Origin of the sequence: Paenibacillus barcinonensis (assembly GCF_003217495.1) — a bacterium.
Lineage (GTDB): Bacteria > Bacillota > Bacilli > Paenibacillales > Paenibacillaceae > Paenibacillus > Paenibacillus barcinonensis.
The window spans coordinates 69,186-86,197 of the sequence record NZ_QJSW01000004.1; the positions used below are offsets into that span (position 1 = coordinate 69,186).

General features: G+C 50.8%; 17 protein-coding genes. 16 read left to right on the top strand and 1 reads right to left on the bottom strand.

Annotated elements, in window-relative coordinates; genetic code table 11:
- Positions 1-108: 108 nt before the first annotated feature.
- The 5 genes from DFQ00_RS08010 to DFQ00_RS08030 all read left to right on the top strand — a co-directional run bounded on the left by DFQ00_RS08010 (position 109) and on the right by DFQ00_RS08030 (position 4,228).
- Entirely contained in the window at positions 109-786 is a 678-nt protein-coding gene (locus DFQ00_RS08010) for an SOS response-associated peptidase (protein WP_110895967.1), read from the top strand.
- Positions 787-988: 202 nt separating this feature from the next.
- The gene (locus DFQ00_RS08015) at positions 989-2,119 is read left to right on the top strand and encodes an NADH-dependent flavin oxidoreductase (protein WP_110895968.1); all 1,131 of its coding nucleotides are present in this window, start codon (positions 989-991) and stop codon (positions 2,117-2,119) included.
- A 159-nt stretch (positions 2,120-2,278) separates the two neighbouring features.
- Complete coding sequence (locus DFQ00_RS08020) at positions 2,279-3,046, top strand: DeoR/GlpR family DNA-binding transcription regulator (protein ID WP_110895969.1); 768 nt, start codon at positions 2,279-2,281, stop codon at positions 3,044-3,046.
- A gap of 68 nt (positions 3,047-3,114) precedes the next feature.
- The gene (locus DFQ00_RS08025; RefSeq protein WP_110895970.1) at positions 3,115-3,573 is read left to right on the top strand and encodes an OsmC family protein; all 459 of its coding nucleotides are present in this window, start codon (positions 3,115-3,117) and stop codon (positions 3,571-3,573) included.
- Positions 3,574-3,631: 58 nt separating this feature from the next.
- On the top strand, positions 3,632-4,228 hold the full coding sequence (locus tag DFQ00_RS08030) for a DUF2062 domain-containing protein (RefSeq protein WP_110895971.1): 597 nt from the start codon (positions 3,632-3,634) through the stop codon (positions 4,226-4,228).
- Here the strand turns inward: DFQ00_RS08030 and DFQ00_RS08035 are convergent.
- Positions 4,206-5,135 (bottom strand): AEC family transporter, encoded by a 930-nt coding sequence (locus DFQ00_RS08035; protein ID WP_110895972.1) that lies wholly within the window; start codon positions 5,133-5,135, stop codon positions 4,206-4,208. The two genes, DFQ00_RS08030 and DFQ00_RS08035, sit on opposite strands and share 23 nt — an antisense overlap.
- Positions 5,136-5,356: 221 nt before the next feature.
- Between DFQ00_RS08035 and DFQ00_RS08040 the strand changes: the two genes are divergently transcribed.
- The 11 genes from DFQ00_RS08040 (at position 5,357) to DFQ00_RS08090 (ending at position 16,809) form a co-directional block, all read left to right on the top strand.
- Positions 5,357-6,439, top strand: coding sequence for a lactonase family protein (locus tag DFQ00_RS08040; protein ID WP_110895973.1), 1,083 nt, complete (start codon positions 5,357-5,359; stop codon positions 6,437-6,439).
- 288 nt (positions 6,440-6,727) lie between these two features.
- Complete coding sequence (gene hxlA / locus DFQ00_RS08045) at positions 6,728-7,360, top strand: 3-hexulose-6-phosphate synthase (protein WP_110895974.1); 633 nt, start codon at positions 6,728-6,730, stop codon at positions 7,358-7,360.
- Positions 7,361-7,364: 4 nt separating this feature from the next.
- The gene (gene hxlB, locus DFQ00_RS08050; protein WP_110895975.1) at positions 7,365-7,928 is read left to right on the top strand and encodes a 6-phospho-3-hexuloisomerase; all 564 of its coding nucleotides are present in this window, start codon (positions 7,365-7,367) and stop codon (positions 7,926-7,928) included.
- A 274-nt stretch (positions 7,929-8,202) separates the two neighbouring features.
- Positions 8,203-8,562: a transcriptional activator HxlR gene (gene hxlR, locus DFQ00_RS08055; protein ID WP_110895976.1), complete on the top strand. Its 360-nt coding sequence runs from the start codon at positions 8,203-8,205 to the stop codon at positions 8,560-8,562.
- A 234-nt stretch (positions 8,563-8,796) separates the two neighbouring features.
- A complete protein-coding gene (gene pepF, locus DFQ00_RS08060; RefSeq protein WP_110895977.1) occupies positions 8,797-10,599 on the top strand; it encodes an oligoendopeptidase F in 1,803 nt (600 codons plus the stop codon).
- Positions 10,600-10,709: 110 nt separating this feature from the next.
- Entirely contained in the window at positions 10,710-11,234 is a 525-nt protein-coding gene (locus DFQ00_RS08065) for a DUF2500 domain-containing protein (RefSeq protein ID WP_244213735.1), read from the top strand.
- Positions 11,235-11,455: 221 nt separating this feature from the next.
- Entirely contained in the window at positions 11,456-12,964 is a 1,509-nt protein-coding gene (locus DFQ00_RS08070; RefSeq protein WP_110895978.1) for a rhamnulokinase, read from the top strand.
- Between the two features lie 2 nt (positions 12,965-12,966).
- Positions 12,967-13,728: a DeoR/GlpR family DNA-binding transcription regulator gene (locus DFQ00_RS08075; protein ID WP_110895979.1), complete on the top strand. Its 762-nt coding sequence runs from the start codon at positions 12,967-12,969 to the stop codon at positions 13,726-13,728.
- Positions 13,729-13,851: 123 nt separating this feature from the next.
- On the top strand, positions 13,852-14,580 hold the full coding sequence (locus DFQ00_RS08080) for a (Fe-S)-binding protein (protein WP_110895980.1): 729 nt from the start codon (positions 13,852-13,854) through the stop codon (positions 14,578-14,580).
- A complete protein-coding gene (locus tag DFQ00_RS08085; protein ID WP_110895981.1) occupies positions 14,577-16,094 on the top strand; it encodes a LutB/LldF family L-lactate oxidation iron-sulfur protein in 1,518 nt (505 codons plus the stop codon). The genes DFQ00_RS08080 and DFQ00_RS08085 overlap by 4 nt, the downstream gene beginning before the upstream one ends.
- Positions 16,084-16,809, top strand: a complete 726-nt coding sequence (locus DFQ00_RS08090; protein ID WP_110895982.1) for a LutC/YkgG family protein — start codon at positions 16,084-16,086, stop codon at positions 16,807-16,809. Before DFQ00_RS08085 ends, DFQ00_RS08090 begins: the two co-directional genes overlap by 11 nt.
- The last annotated feature ends 203 nt before the right edge of the window (positions 16,810-17,012 follow it).

The window sequence follows — 17,012 nt, forward strand, 5'->3', positions numbered from 1 at the left end:
GGGAAGGCCTGTCACAACAAGTCGCTTTCTGTCTGGTGGAATTCATGCATAAATTCCCTCCATTTACAAACAATACACTCAACCTAACAGGAAAAAGGAGTGTAGAATATGTGCGAACGTTTTTCACTTGCGGCCGATCTGGACGAGGTGCGGGACCATTTTAAAATTGAACGTGTGATGTATTACTATAAAAACCGCTACAACATCAGCCCAACGCAGCATACGCCAATTATTCTGCATCAGGACGGGGAACGTGTGCTGGACGAATTCCGCTGGGGATTTATTCCGTTCTGGGGAAGGGATGCGGTCAACGCAAACCTGATGACGGTGCATGAAAATCCTGCGTATTACAAGCTGGTTGAAACGAAACGCTGTGTCATTCCATGCAATGGGCTGTATTACTGGCGGCAGGAAGGCAAGAAGCGTTATGCGGTGCGTGTTGTAATGCCGGATCGGGGGCTGTTTGGCATTGCCGGCCTGTATGAAATCTGGCGAGACACACGCAAGCAACCACTTCGCACCTGCACGATGCTCATGGCTGGCGCCAACCTGGTGACTCGTGAGTTTGGCAATAAAATGCCGGCAATTCTGTCTGAGGATGAAATCAATACCTGGCTGGACCCTGCCAATACACGGGTGACACAACTGCTTCCGTTGCTCAAGACGTACGATCGCACCGACATGAATCTGTATCCAGTCACACCTATGGTGGCTAACGATGAGCATGATTGCTATGAGTGCGTGGAAGAGATGGAGCAAAGGCTGGCGTATGTTCGAAGCTTCTGAAGCAATGCATAAAACGTAAAACAACAGGATGGGGAGTCCGAGGACACTCTGTCCTTTTCGTGCTGCATCTCATCGGGCCCTTGTGTGGTGTGCAGAAAGCAACATTTGCAATTGATCCGAAACGTAACTATAATCATTACAGTACGGAATGTATATATCCATATATCTATTTAAAGAGATATAAATCAGGAGGGAACCACGAATGAATCCAAAGTATTCAAAAATGTTTGAACCTGTTTCACTGCCTAGCGGCATTACACTGAAAAACCGGATCGTGCTTGCTCCTATGACTCATATGTCCTCTAATCCAGACGGTACGGTATCGGACGCAGAGCTGGCGTATTATGCACGTCGTACGGGCGGTGCAGGGATGTCGGTTACAGCGGTAACTCATGTTACCCCGAACGGTATCGGTTTCCCGGCACAATTCGCATCTTTTGATGACAGTTATATTCCAGGTCTGAAACGCCTGGCTGACACGATCAAGCAGCAAGGCTCCGTTGCAGTGCTGCAAATGTTTCACGCAGGCCGATTGACTCCAGAACAGGCTGTTCCGGCTGGTCAGGTGGTTGCACCGAGTGCGGTTGCAAGTGAACGTCCAGGCTCTCCCGAGCCAAGAGAAATGACGGATGAAGAGATCACCTCGGTCATTCGTGATTTCGGCGAAGCGACTCGCCGTGCGATTGAAGCGGGCTTTGACGGCGTGGAGATCCATGGTGCGAACGGTTATCTGATTCAGCAATTTTTCTCTCCACACTCCAATCGCCGTGAAGACCGCTGGGGTGGCAATGTAGAGAAACGTTTGGCGTTCCCGCTTGCAGTGGTGGACGAGGTGCAGCGTGTCGTTTCCGAGCATACCAAGCTTCCGTTCATTGTAGGGTACCGCTTCTCACCGGAAGAGCCTGAAACACCAGGATTGACGATGGAAGACACGTATGCACTGGTCGATGCGTTAAAAGAAAAAAATCTCGACTATCTGCATGTTTCGTTGAATGAGTTCTGGTCCAAGCCAAGACGTGGCGAAGCGGATACACGCGCCAGAATCGAATACATTCTGGATCGTGTTGGCGGCAAACTGCCTGTTATTGGTGTCGGAGCCATTCACACCGCTGACGAGGCAGCAGAAGCGCTGGAGACTGGGGTGCCGATGCTGGCGCTCGGACGTGAGCTGATTATCGAGCCGGACTGGGTCGAGAAGATTGAGAGCGGACGGGAAGAGGACATCGAGACGGTGCTGACCAAATCGGATCAGGAGCGTCTGGTCATCCCTGACGGCTTGTGGAATGCCATTATCCACACACCGGGCTGGTTCCCTATGGCTGACGATAAATAATTGATCGTAATGACAGAGTAGAGGGGGCGAATGCCTCCTCTTTTTACATAGAAGCCGGAGGCTTGTTTCATGATTGCGTGAAATTCTCCTTAATAACGTCTCTATGGTATGATGGAGAACAGGATGCAGTGGAACTTTAACGGTTTGGAGTGAAGGAATATGCTCGTTGCAGAACGATATGAGAAAATTGTGGAATGGGTGGATGCGCAGGGGAGCATGCGTGTAACCGAGCTTAGTGAACGCTGTGGCGTAACGGAAGAGACGATCCGCCGTGATCTGGACAAGCTGGAGCAGGCGGGAAGGCTTAGACGCTCCCATGGCGGGGCGGTAAGTGTGAGGTACAAGGATGAGCTTCAGTCCGAGGTTCCATATCCGGAACGTGCGGTTGCCCATGCAGAGGAGAAACGCCGGATCGCAGAGGAAGCGGTGAAGCTGGTGGAGCCGGGGGATCGCATTGCCCTGGATGCCAGCACAACGGCATGGTATATGGCTGCAGGACTGCCGAACATTCCGCTGACGGTGCTAACCAATTCGATTAAGGTTGCAGCAGAACTGAGCACGAAGGAGCAGATTCGTGTCATTGCCACTGGCGGGCAGCTTGCGTCGAAATCGCTGTCTTTCGTCGGTCCGCTCGCAGAGCGCTCATTGGATGCGTATCATGTAGATAAAGTATTTTTGTCCTGCAAAGGGGTGCATCTGAGCAAAGGCATCAGCGAGTCGAATGAATTGCAGGCTCTGGTGAAGCAGAAGATGATTCATATTGCAGATGAAGTGATTCTGCTTGCCGATTCGAGCAAGTTTAATATTCAGGCGTTCACCCGGGTGGCGTCGATGGAAAGCGTCGATAAGGTAATTACAGATCAATCTGTGCTGGAAGAGCATGCTGATGCACTGAGGGAGCTTCATATTACGTGTATACGTGTGTAGGCGGAATAACTTGCAGATCTAAATTTCTCCGTTCATCGAGATAAACAGTATAGAAGGGAACGATGACAATGAAACATCCTTTTCACTTAAAAGCAGTGTGGAATGGCGGTCGTAACAGTGAGGGCACGATTGATGCAGGGGGATTGAAAACAGTCATTTCTATCCCTCAGGAGATGGGCGGTCCAGGTACTGGAACCAATCCAGACGAGATGCTGCTGGGTGCGGCGTCAACCTGTTATCTGATTACTTTAGCTGCAATGCTGGAGCGTTCAGGCATCAGCCCGGATGAACTGACGCTGGAGTCGGAAGCAACGGTGGATGTAACGGATAACGTATTTACGTATGAACGGATCGTACATCGGCCGCGGATTGTACTACCGCTGGATGCATCCGAGTCGGATCAGAGCAAGGCGGAGCGCCTGGCGCATAAGGCAGAAGCCTCCTGCATGATATCTCGTGCTGTAGCAGGGAATGTGGCGCTGGAAACCCGCCCCGTGATTGTAACCACTGGTGCTGACACAGTGTGATATAATGGGGAATAGGCGACAATATTCGTCATTTGTGCAAAATAAGGAGAAATTCAGGATGAAAAACCGGAAGCGCAAACCTAATCGACTGGCACGTTTGACTCGTGCGATGAAACTGAATTTTCTCAAGCTTTTACGTGCTCCGGGAGGTGCTCACAAGGTATCTGTCGGATTTGCCATAGGTTTCGGTCTGGAATTGATTGTCATCTCAACCGCATCCCTGATTTATCTCGTTTTTTATCCGATTGTTCGTTTGTCGGGAGGTTCCATGCCAGCGGCCATTGTTGGTAATGTGGTGGGTAAGCTGACGTTTCTGCCCCTTCTTCTGATGCCGCTTGCGAAGCAGATCGGTTCATGGATTTTGCCATCTCACAGTATGGGGCAAGGCCCTGTGCATGAGAGTGCATGGATGGAACTGTTTCACGGGAACTTGTCAGCTGTAAGTGAGCTGTTGCTCGGGGGGTTAGATATTTTGGCAGGTATGAGTGTGTTTGGTCTGCTTTTGGGCTTTATTTCATACTTTGTCGTTAAATTTTTCTACGTCAGAGCGCTGCATCGGCGGCACGAACGCCGGGTGGAGAAGCGCCGCCAGGCAGCGAACGCCTCTAGTGCTGCCGCAGCGCCTGTACTGATCAGGAAAACATCACAATCATAATCGGCAGGATGAGCATGGATGCAGCCGTTGTCCACAGAATGCAGCGAGAAACAAACTGTGGGGATGCTGCAAACTGTTCAGCCAAAATAACCGCGTTCACTGCCGTCGGCATGGACGCCAGAATAAGCAGCACCGGGAACAAGGTGCCCTCAACCTGCAGTGCCTTCAGAATTAGCCAGGACAGGAGCGGTGCTGCTGCCAGCCGTACGATGAGTCCGGCCCAGAAGGCCCGGCGAACGTTGAGTTGCCATGGCTCGCGATCTCCACTGGAGCGAAGCATCTGTGCGCCCAGAATGGCGAGCACGATCGGTGCGTAACCCGAAGCAAGCATGGACACGCCTCCATCAAGTGCCTCAGGCAAGCTGATGCTGGAGCTTCTCAGTATGATAGCAACCACAGCTGCGTATAGGGTAGGCATGCGGAAAACGGACCCGATGGCCTTTTTGACGGTAAATTCCGACCTTGCCGCAAAGAAAATACCCACCGTATTTACGATAATCATCTGTCCAATCACATATACAGAGGCCTTGTCCAGTCCAAGCTGACCGAAGGCAAGCAGCACTAGCGGGAGCCCGTAATTGACACAGTTCGTAAACGTGGAGACAAGGGTAAGGCCTGCTTTTTCTGGTGCGTCCAGCTTGAACATTCGACTCATCAGTTCGGCGAGGGCCCAGAGAGCAATCAGATTCAGGATCGAGAACCAAAAGGTGCTGCTAACATCGGTCCACGTAATCTCTGCATGCAGCAGGGTATGGAAGATGAGTGCAGGACTCAAAATATAGAGTGAAAATGCCGAAAGTGGCCTTGTATCCCAGCCTTTGAAATGCTTTAACAGCATTCCGCCAATGACGGGCAGGGATATGGGAAGAAATACATGGTAAAGCGTTACTACAAATGAGGTAAACAATCTGTTCAGTCCCTTCTGGATGAAAAACCTATCTTATCATATCAGGAATTACACTTTAGTTGAATGCATGACTGTTGACCTGTGCCAGAATGCAAATATTCTCGCTGGAGGCGCATTGGCTGAGGGCAGTAACGATCGGCCTCGGATTGCTATTTTGATAAGGCAGATTTATTATAGAAGAGGTGCAACAAGACTACATACACATAGAGGAGGAAACTGTAATGAGTGAATCAAAACGCTTGCTCGTATTAGTTGGCTCTTATGCCGAAGCGGAAAATGAGGGCATTTACGCATATGAATTAAATGAGGACACTGGAAGTCTGGCGAAGCTGGACGGCATTGCAGGTGTGAAGAATCCGACATTTGTTAACGTGGATGCAGAGGCAAACAAGCTGTATGCAATTGGTGAAACGGCATCCGCCGAAGGCAATAAAATGTCAGAGGCGGTGGCGCTGAGCGTTGAGCCTTCGACTGGCAAGCTGACTTTGCTGAATCGCAAGAATTCCATCTCCGCTCCGCCTTGTCACATCCAGCGTGACCCTTCGGGTAACTATTTGATCCTGTCCAGCTATCACGGCGGATTGGTTGGTCTTCAGGCGCTCACTGACAATGGCGAAGTTGGAGCGCTTCTCGACGAGAAGAAACATGAAGGTCACGGGGCACACCCTGAACGTCAGGACAAGCCGCATGTGCACTCCGCATTTTTCAGCCCGGACGGAAAATATATGATGGTGCAGGATTTGGGCGCAGATAAAATTGCGATCTATTCCATTAATGCCGATAAAAATGAACTTGTGCTGCACAGTGAAACGAAAACTCATCCAGGCGCAGGACCACGCCACTTGGCGTTCCATCCAAGCGCTCAGTTTGCGTATGTAATCAATGAAGTGGATTCGTCCATCACATCCTACAAGTATGATGCAGCAGCAGGTACGCTGACAGAGATTTCTAACATATCCACTCTGCCTGACGGTTATGATGGCGCCGAGAACACAACAGCTGAGATTACCGTTTCCAATGACGGTCGCTTTGTGTATGGTTCCAACCGTGGACATGACAGCATCGTGGTGTTCGCTGTAGATGCAGACAAAGGCCATCTGACACTGGTGGAGCATGTATCTGCAGAAGGACAGCACCCGCGTCATTTCGCTTTGACACCAAACGGTAAAATGCTGATTGCAGCGAACCGTGATACGAACAACATGGTTACGTTCACCGTCGATCAGGAGAGCGGTCGCCTGAAATATACAGGTCACAGCACAGGTGTATCCAAGCCAGTATGTGTGAAACCCGTGTATCTATAATTGACATCATATGCACAAATGCATCACTACACCGTAGCTTATACTGCTCTATGAAGATGGAGCGTGAACCCTGCCCTAATAAGGCGGGGGTTTCTTTGTATCGAGGAAAAAAGCTATCGAAGCGTTCGGGGCATCATTCTCGAACTTCTACAATAAATTCATATAACAACTGATTAATTCCATTAGTATCCCCCACGTAACTACCTCACTTCAAAGTGCGTACTTCCTGAAAAGACGGCTTGGCTCTACAATTTAGTCATACTCGAACAACAAAGGAGAACGAAAATAATGAAATTACAGCTCGCGCTTGATCTGGTTAACATCCCTGAAGGTATTGCACTGGTTAAAGAGGTTGAATCCTATATTGATATCGTCGAGATTGGCACACCGATTATTATTAACGAAGGGCTGCACGCTGTTAAGGCGATGAAGGAGGCCTATCCTAATCTTCAGGTGCTTGCAGACCTTAAAATTATGGATGCTGGTGGTTATGAGATTATGAAGGCGGCCGAGGCTGGCGCAGACCTGATCACCGTTCTTGGCGCAAGCAACGACATGACGATTAAAGGTGCGGTAGAGGAAGCGAAGAAACAAAACAAGGAAGTTCTCGTGGACATGATTAATGTCCCTAACCTGGAGCAACGTGCACGTGAAGTTGACGCTCTTGGTGTTGACTACATCTGTGTTCATACGGGGTATGACCTGCAGGCGGTTGGACAAAGTCCGTTTGAAGATTTACAAACGATTAAAGGTGCCGTGAAACATGCTAAAACCGCAGTTGCTGGTGGCATCAAATTGGACACTCTGCCAGAAGTAATCAAAGCACAGCCTGATCTTGTAATCGTTGGCGGTGGCATTACTGGACAAGCGGATAAGGCAGCGGTGGCCTCTGAAATGCAGCGTCTTGTAAAACAAGGTTAAGCTCATGAGCAGCAGACAATATGCTGAAGTGATTCTCAAGGAGTTGGCACGCACGTTAAGTCAGCTGGATGATGCCGAGATGCGGACGTTGGCGAAGCAGCTACTGGCGGCGAAGCGAATTTTTGTAGCCGGGGCAGGCCGTTCGGGTCTGATGGGCAAGGCACTTGCAATGCGATTGATGCAGATGGGACTTGAAGTGTACGTGGTAGGCGAAACAGTAACGCCAGGCATCAGCTCAGCGGATTTCCTGCTGTTATGCTCCGGTTCCGGGGAGACGGGCAGTCTGGTGGCTATGGCCCGAAAAGCGATTGGAGCGGATGCGGCTGTAGGATTGGTTACGATCAAACCCGAGTCCACCATTGCCCAGCTGGCACAGACTGTTGTTGTGCTTCCGGCCTCGGCCAAAGAGGATGCAGCAACCGTCGGAGCGGATGTGACGATGCAGCCGATGGGCTCCTTGTTTGAGCAAAGTCTGCTCGTCAGCATGGATGCCCTGATTCTCACGATCATGGAGATGAAAGGCATGACAGGTGCCGACATGTTCAGCAAACATGCCAATCTGGAATAAGGCTGGAACGCTCTGAGCAGGATGGGGCTGTGCAAATAAGAAGCAGGTCGCGATCTTTTGCTGTTGCAAAGATTGCGGCCTTTTCTAATGAACAGGGGGCTCTGCCTTCCTTTTCATTGCGGAGCTGCTATAGTAAAATAAACGATTAGGTGTGACTAAATGAACACATGCCATACGGCAGTAAGGCAGGCTTGAAAATCAGCATGGTTTAGCGGCTGGAATAATAGAGAATTGTTATGGTGATCCATGGAAGAAAATAAAGGGGGCTTGGATGATGGCAGCTGAGGTCAAGGAACGGATTAATCTGAAGGAAATCAACTGTGAGAAGGAGCTGACGCTGGCGGTGATTGGCGGCAAGTGGAAGCTGATTATTTTGTGGCATCTGGGTCTTGAGGGCACGAAGCGATTCAGTGAGCTGAAACGTCTAATTCCTCATATTACACAGAAAATGCTGACCAACCAGCTACGTGAGCTGGAGGAGGACAAGCTGGTGGAGCGCAAGGTGTATGCCGAGGTGCCGCCGCGAGTGGAATATTCCCTGACAGATCATGGGGAGAGTCTGATGCCTGTGCTGCACGCCATGTATAACTGGGGCAAAAACTATGGAGAGAATGTGATCTGGAAGAATATCTAAGGAAACGGATTAATTAAAGGTTATGAAACGATTTAACCAAACGTCAGGGAACTGGACACGTCCAGCGCTCGGCGTTTTTTTTCATCTTCAAGCCGGATGGATTTCTGCAATTGTCAACCAAAAGACTCATTATCAGGAAATGTCATGTATAGCCAGACGGAGTATGATACGATGAGAGATATTGGAAATGATTGAAGGTAGATGATGAGTCATTTGGGGAGGTAGAAAGTGAAGATGGTAAAAATACGTACACGCGCGGAGGTTTTGGAGGAAACTACCTGGGATCTGCGTGACTTGTTTGCAACAGATGCGGAATGGGAACAGGAGCTTATGTCCTTGCCTGAAGCTGCTGCTCATATCGAGACTATGCAAGGAGCATTAGGTCAAAGTGCACAGCAATTGCTCGCTTGTCTGGAAGCCCGTGAAACGCTGCAGGAGCGAATAGGCAAAGCTGCTGCTTATGCCCATTTGAAGCAATCGGAGGACGGCATCAATCCGGTGAATATTGTGAATGCTGCTAAAGCAGGAGATATCGTATCCGGTCTGTCTTCCAGTTTGTCTTTTATCTCCTCCGAGATCGTCTCGCTGCCGGAAGGTACGATAGAGCGGTATGTGCAGGAGCTACCAGCTTTGGAGCCATACAAGCGCAGCCTGGATCGGTTGATTGCGGAAAAAGCACATCGGCTTGCGCCTGAAACCGAGAAGGTGCTTGCTTCACTCAGTGAGGTGCTGGGTTCGCCATATCGAATCTATCAGCGAGGCAAGCTGGCGGATATGACGTTTGATGAGGCAATGGATGGTGAACAGGAGTCACGTCCCCTGTCATGGTCTTTGTACGAGAATGATTACGAGATGTCAGCAGATACGGAGCTGCGCCGCTCGGCTTATGCTGCTTTCAGCGCATCGTTGAATAACTACAAAAACACGTTTGCCGAAGGATACGCCGCCGAAGTGAAGAAACAAGTGGTGTTATCCCGTCTGCGCGGCTACGGCGATGTAACCGAGATGTTGCTTGCTCCACAGCAAGTGAGCAGAGAGATGTACGATAATGTGCTTGATATTATTCAAGAACAGCTTGCTCCGCATATGCGCAGACTGGCTGCGCTGAAAAAGCGGGAGCTTGGACTCGATAAGCTGATGTTCTGTGATCTCAAGGCTCCGCTTGATCCCGAATTCAGTCCAGCGATTACATATGAGGAGGCCTGTACGTTAATCCGTGAAGCGCTGGAAGTGCTCGGGCCAGAGTATGGAGGGATTGTTGAACGTGCCTTTAGTGAACGCTGGGTGGATTACGCGGACAATACGGGCAAATCTACGGGAGCCTTCTGTTCGTCGATCTATGGTGCACACTCTTACATTTTGATCTCGTGGGCGAATAACATGCGCGGTGCGTTTACGTTGGCCCATGAGGTAGGTCATGCAGGTCACTTTATGCTGGCTGGTAAGTATCAACGACTGATTAATATACGTCCTTCGCTCTACTTTATAGAGGCGCCTTCGACGATGAACGAGATGCTGCTGGCGGATCACTTGCTCAAGCGTTCCGACAACCCGAGAATGCGGCGCTGGGTCATTTTACAATTGCTGAATACGTATTATCACAACTTTGTGACACATCTGCTGGAAGGTGAGCTGCAGCGCAGGGTGTACGCACTGGCCACGGAGGATGCACCCATCACGGCGAAGCTGTTAAGTGAGCTGAAAGGTGAAATCCTCTCGGAGTTCTGGGGGCCTGAACTCATTGTTGACGAAGGTGCCAAGCTGACCTGGATGAGACAGCCGCATTATTATATGGGGCTGTATCCGTATACGTATGCTGCCGGTTTAACCGCGTCAACAGCAGTTGCTCAGAAGATCAGGGAAGAAGGTCAGCCTGCGGTAGAGCGCTGGCTGCAAGCACTGAAGGCAGGAGGCAGCCTGGAGCCGCTGGAGCTGATGAAGCTGGCAGGCGTGGACTTGTCACAGCCAGAGCCGATTCGTACAGCCGTTGCCTATGTCGGCACACTTGTTGACGAACTGGAACGTCTGTATTCGTGATCCGGTTCATATAGTATGTAGACAAGATTGGGACAGGTGCTTACGATGAACCGTTCCCTGAACGGGAAGGGGTAAACGCTTATTTTGTACGTGGAAAGGAACGATGTGTTATGGCGGTAACAGACCTATTCTCATCCTTGGGCCGATTGAGTGTGGATGGCTTCGGAGGTTTTGATAATATGAGTGGTGTACCGGGATTTGAGGGCAATCAGAGCGGATTTTTTTCGGGATTTAATGAATTTGGAGCCATGGGCGCATTCATTCAAATTTTTATCGCCATTGTGTTTCTGGTGGTAGCGGGTGGTATCGTTTATGGTGTTTTTTCCGGTGTGCGGACCTGGTCCTCGAACAATGCAACTGCGGTGCTGACCCTGTATTCCACGGTGGTTACGAAACGAACCGAAGTCAGCGGGGGAAGCGGGGATAGCCGTGCCACAACGATGTACTATGCAACGTTTGAGTTTGATAACAGAGAACGTGTGGAGCTGAATGTTGGCGGGCAAATGTACGGTATGCTGGTGGAACAGGATCGGGGGATGCTGACCTATCAGGGCACACGCTTCAAACATTTTGAACGAGATATCCAGCCACAGTCCGGGCAAACCGGGACCAGGAGCGGACAATTTCATATGTAAAAGCATGCGGCGGCTCCTCCCGAACAGGGAGTGGGCCGTTTTGTCATAGGATCGAAAAAGCGAATTCATGGGTATTCAAACGCTTACAATGATGATATACTCGTAAAATAAAACAAAACAGTATTAAACAAACATAAACAAACAATATTTAAAGGTTGAAGTAAAGAGTTACGGGCGCTGACGCAGTGAAACTATAACGTGCCGAAAAGGTGGGGAAAGCAGTGAGTGTACTGGCTTATGATTTGGGTGCAGGCAGTGGCAGAGCCATACTCGGGCATCTGAACGATCGAGGCATGGAAACCCGTGAAATTCATCGTTTCAAAAATGAACCGGTGAAGGCTGGCGAGCGGATGTACTGGGATATTTTACGTCTGCACCATGAGGTGCTCCAGGGCTTATCGCTCGTAAAACAGCATGGAGAAGTGCCTGAGAGTCTGGGAATCGACTCATGGGGGGTGGATTTTGGTTTGCTGGGCGGCAACGGTGAACTGCTCGGCAATCCATATCACTATCGTGACACACAGTTCAATGGCATGATGGAGCGGATCTGTCAGGAATTATCGGCAAAACGTATTTTTGAACGTACAGGCATACAGTTTCTTCCGTTTAACACCTTATATCAGCTGGCAACGTTGAAGCGCAGCGCTTCTCCACTGCTGCGTGAGGCTGAGCGTTTTCTGATGATTCCTGATCTGCTGCGTTATTTCCTTACTGGAGAAGCGGTGAATGAGTTTACCAATGCGACCACCACACAGCTGTACAATCCGGTGCTTGCCAAGTGGGATGAGGAATTGCTGGATCATATTGGTGTTTCGAGTCAATGCTTTGGCGAAGTTGTCATGCCGGGCACATCGGTTGGACAGCTGCGCAGCGGAATACGCCATGAGCTAGGGCTTGCATCCATTCCTGTCATTGCGGTAGCGGAGCATGATACCGGCTCGGCAGTCGTGGCGGTTCCGGCAACGGAACGAGCGTTTGCTTATCTTAGCTGTGGAACATGGTCACTGATGGGCACCGAATTGCATCAGCCTGCGATAAGTGCCGAGAGCCTTGCGCTGAATTTTACAAATGAAGGCGGAGCGGGAGGTACGTATCGCTTGCTCAAAAATATTATGGGGCTCTGGATTTTGCAGGAAAGCATGCGCCAGTGGGAGCGTGAAGGACAAGGCATTGGTTATGCAGCCTTGCTGGCGAAGGCAGATACCGCGCCTCCATTTGCGAGCCTGTTTGACCCGGATGATGAGCTGTTTCTGCCTGCGGGCGATATGCCGGAGCGCATTCGTCAGTATTGCCGAAGTACGGGGCAGAAGGTTCCTGACGATCAGGGCAGTATTGCTCGTGCCATACTGGAGAGTCTTGCGCTCAAATACCGGAGAGTTCTCGAATGGACAGAGCAGCTGTCAGGTCAGTCATTTAATGGCTTGCATATGGTGGGCGGTGGCATTCAGAACCAGCTGTTGTGCCAGTGGACGGCAAGCTCCATCGGCAAGCCGGTATGGGCCGGACCTGCAGAAGGAAGTGCCATCGGCAACATGGCTGTACAATGGATGGCAAGTGGAGAATTGAAGGATATATGGGAAGCACGACGGGTCATTCGCGATTCGTTTCCGATTACGGAATATGAGCCGAAGGACAGATCGGTATGGGCGGAAGCGTATGAACGATTTTTGCGTATTACGGCTGTTTCACCGCCTTTATCGCAGGCCTCAGACACCGGGAATGAGGTGTAGACATGCTGGCGGCAGAGCGATATGACCGGATTGTGGAGCTTGTAAATATTAAGGGCAGCATGCGTGTATCCGAGCTCAGCGAGCGCTGCCGCGTAACGGAGGAAACGATTCGCCGGGATCTGGATCGGCTGGAGCGGGCCGGGCGACTGCGCAGGTCACACGGGGGAGCCGTCAGTGTGAAGGAGGATCAGCCGGAGATTCCTTATCGTATTCGGGAAACGACACATGCTCTGGAGAAAAAAAGAATTGCAGATGCAGCCTTGGCCTTTATTGAAGCCGGAGATCGTATTTTGCTGGATGCCAGCACAACGGCAGGGTACATGGCAGCCAATATGCCGGATATGCCGCTGACGGTGCTAACCAATTCGATTCAAGTCGCTACGGAGCTCAGCAGCAGGGACAACATCGAGGTAATCTCCACTGGAGGACAACTGGCAGCACGCTCTTTATCCTTTGTTGGCCCGCTGGCTGAGCGTTCACTGGAAACCTACCATGTCGACAAATTGTTCCTGTCCTGCAAGGGAGTGCATATTGAGAGCGGTGGCATCAGTGAATCAAGTGAACTTCAGGCCAGATTGAAACAGAAGATGGTGGGGAGCGCGGATCAGGTCATTCTGCTGGCAGATGCAAGCAAGTTTGGCATTCGGGCATTTGCTCGCGTAACGGGACTGGAGGCGGTGCATACAGTCATTACTGATCAGCCCTTGAGTGAAGAGCAGAAGTCGCTATGCAGCACCTATCATCTGGAGGTTCATACGGTTTAATGGTAATAAGAAGGATGTAGTCTGGATGGACTTGGATAGGCCTTGGCGTGGATAAAGCAATGAGCAAATGCTTTTCAGTATCAAAAGCAGGCAAAATATTTTGTTTAAGTTGGGGGTGGAAGAATGAAGGTCTCCTTGTTTATAACCTGTCTTAGCGATGCCATCTATCCCCGAGTGGGGGAGGCGATGGTACGCTTGCTGGCGGCCCATGGTGTTCGTTTGGAGTTCCCGCAGGTGCAGACCTGCTGTGGTCAGCCCTCCTATAACAGCGGCTACTGGGATGAGACACGAACAGCAGCGAAGACCATTCTGGAAGCGTTTGATGACAGTGACTTTGTAGTCTGTCCGTCAGGCTCATGTACGTATATGATTCACCATTATCCCGAGCTGTTTGCAGAAGAGCCGATCTGGCTGGAGAAAGCGAAGCGGCTGGAAGCCAAGGCGTATGAATTCACGCAGTTTCTAGTGCAGGTGCTGGGCATAACCGATATCGGGGCATCTTTTCCACATAAAGTAACGTACCATCCTTCCTGCCATGGTAGCCGGCTGCTTGGGGTGAAGGATGAACCGCTTGCCTTGCTCTCCCGAGTCAAGGGCTTGGAATTAATTCCACTGCCCCACGCTGAAGATTGCTGCGGATTCGGAGGAACGTTTGCTATCAAAATGGCGGATATTTCCGGGGCAATGGTGACTGAGAAGGTCGATCATGTCAAAGAAACCGAAGCGGAGGTGCTCGTTGGACTGGATATGGCCTGTCTGATGAATATTGCGGGCAACCTCAGTCACAGGAATGAACCTGTGCGCGTGATGCATCTGGCTGAGCTGTTATATGAGGGGGTGCAGGCAAGATGAGCGTGCCTGGTGTTATGGCTGAAACGGTCAAATCCCGAGCGGATTTGGCGCTGAATGATGATTTTCTCCGCAAAGCGGTGAAGTTTACAACAGAGCGTTTGCGTAACGGGAAGAAAGCCGCTTCGGAAGAGCATGGCAACTGGGAGGAGTGGCGGGAGCGCGGACGTCAGATTCGGCTGCATACTATCGCATATCTCGATTATTATTTGAATGAATTTGTGAATAACGCGCGTGCAAACGGCGTGCATATTCATTTTGCAGATACTTCCGCTGAGGCGGCATCCATTGCACTCGATATTGCGGCGCACAAGCAGGCTTCAACCGTGGTTAAGTCCAAATCCATGGTGTCGGAGGAGGTACATCTGAATCATGTGCTGGAGTCGGCTGGTATTGAAGCCATCGAAACGGATCTTGGCGAATATATTATCCAGCTTGCAGGTGAAGCGCCGTCTCATATCGTCATTCCGGCGATTCACAAAAACCGATATCAGATTGCGGAGCTGCTGTCCAAGGAAGCAGGAGAGGTGCTGGAGCCGGATACGACGGTGTTGGCCGGGTTCGTGCGCAAGAAGCTGCGCGAGAAATTTCTGGAGGCCGATATTGGCTTGACGGGCTGTAATTTTGCCATAGCAGAGACGGGCTCGATGGTTTTATTTGAAAATGAGGGCAATGCCCGCATGGTATCTACCGTTCCGCAAACGCAGATCACCCTGATGGGGATGGAGCGTATTATTCCGTCCTGGGCGGATCTGGAGGTGATGGCAACTCTGCTGCCGCGCTCGGCTACAGGGCAGAAATTGACGATGTACATGTCTGGCATTACAGGTCCTCGCCGCTCGGCCGATGCAGATGGCCCGGAAGAGATGCATATCATCATCGTGGACAATGGCCGATCGCTGCAGCTTGGTGATCCCGAGTTTCAGGAGCTGCTGAACTGTATTCGCTGCGGAGCCTGTCTTAATGCTTGTCCAGTATATCGTCATATTGGCGGTCATGCCTACGGGGGCACGTACAGTGGACCAATTGGGGCGGTGCTGACCCCCGCATTGAACGGCAACATTGAGGAGTGGAACGATATCGCGAGTGCGTCCAGCTTGTGCGGAGCTTGTTATGAAGCGTGTCCTGTCAAAATTCCACTGCATGACATGCTCGTTTATTTGCGCAGACGCAAGGTGGAGGACGGGCATGGCAACAAGCTGGAAACGATGGGTATGAAGGGCTTCGCAGCCGTTGCGGCAAGCTCCAAGCGTTTCGCCGCTGCGATTCGGCTCGGACAGCTTGGACAGAAGGCCATTGTGCGGAATGGCGGCATTACATTAAAGCTCGGACCGCTGAAAGGCTGGAACACCTACAGAGTGGCTCCGAGTCTGGCGAAGCGTTCCTTCCGGCAGCAATGGAGCAAGCTCGAGCAGGAACTGAGCCAGCAGCCTGAGACTATGGATGCGGCTGTACATGAGCGAATGCAGCAGATCATCCGCAAGCGTGGGGAAGGGGGAAGGAAGCATGGAAAGTGAACAGCGGCAATGGCTTGAAGCTATGGAGGTAAAATCAAGGCGCCGGCAGGAGCAGTTCATGGACGACATCGCTGCCAAGCTGAGAAGACCCAGACAGCGCAGTGCGCCAACTCATGCCTATCGAGGGGCCCCGGACTTTTGGATCGAGCTTGAATGGGATGTGGAGCAGCGAATTCAGGCCTTCACAGATAACTTTGTCAGTGTTGGTGCTCATATTGCCCGGGTTCAAAGCATGGATGAGGTAGCGCAGTTTATTACAAATAAAGCACATGAATTAAGCGCCAGATATCTGATTCGTCAGAATGAGCAGGCTTTGACAGCTCTCGGACTGGAGGAACGTCTTTCGGATGTACAGGTTTCCGTCTGGAATAGTGAGCCTGATGTGGACTGGAAAGCCAGGGCAGCAGAAGCGGACATCGGCGTAGTGATGGCTGATTATGCTACAGCATACACAGGTTCGGTTACGGTGCTCTCTTCGCCAGAGAAGGGCCGCTCGGTCAGCTTGCTGCCAACGGTGCTGATTCTAATTATTCCGGCCGAGAGGCTGCACACCAGATTGGGTGAGACACTGGATCGTTTCGACGAGGCGGGAAGAGAGCAGCTGCCCGCAGGCATTCATTTTATATCAGGTCCCAGTCGCTCCTCTGATATCGAAAATGATCTGACGATCGGGGTTCACGGACCCGGGATTGTATACGGTTTAATTGTAGGCTAGCAAGGCTGAGTGGCGTATATAGATTGGATTCGACGACTGTCCTGAAGGTGTTTTTTAGCCAGGGACAGTTTTTTGCATTTTTTTACATATGTGAAGCCTCTCTTCAAGACCTGCGACTTGGGTAGAGTTGAAGAATGAAATTGGAGATGCTATTGTAGAGATACATAAAGAGAAAAGCCCATTTTTTTTATTCTAAAATGACC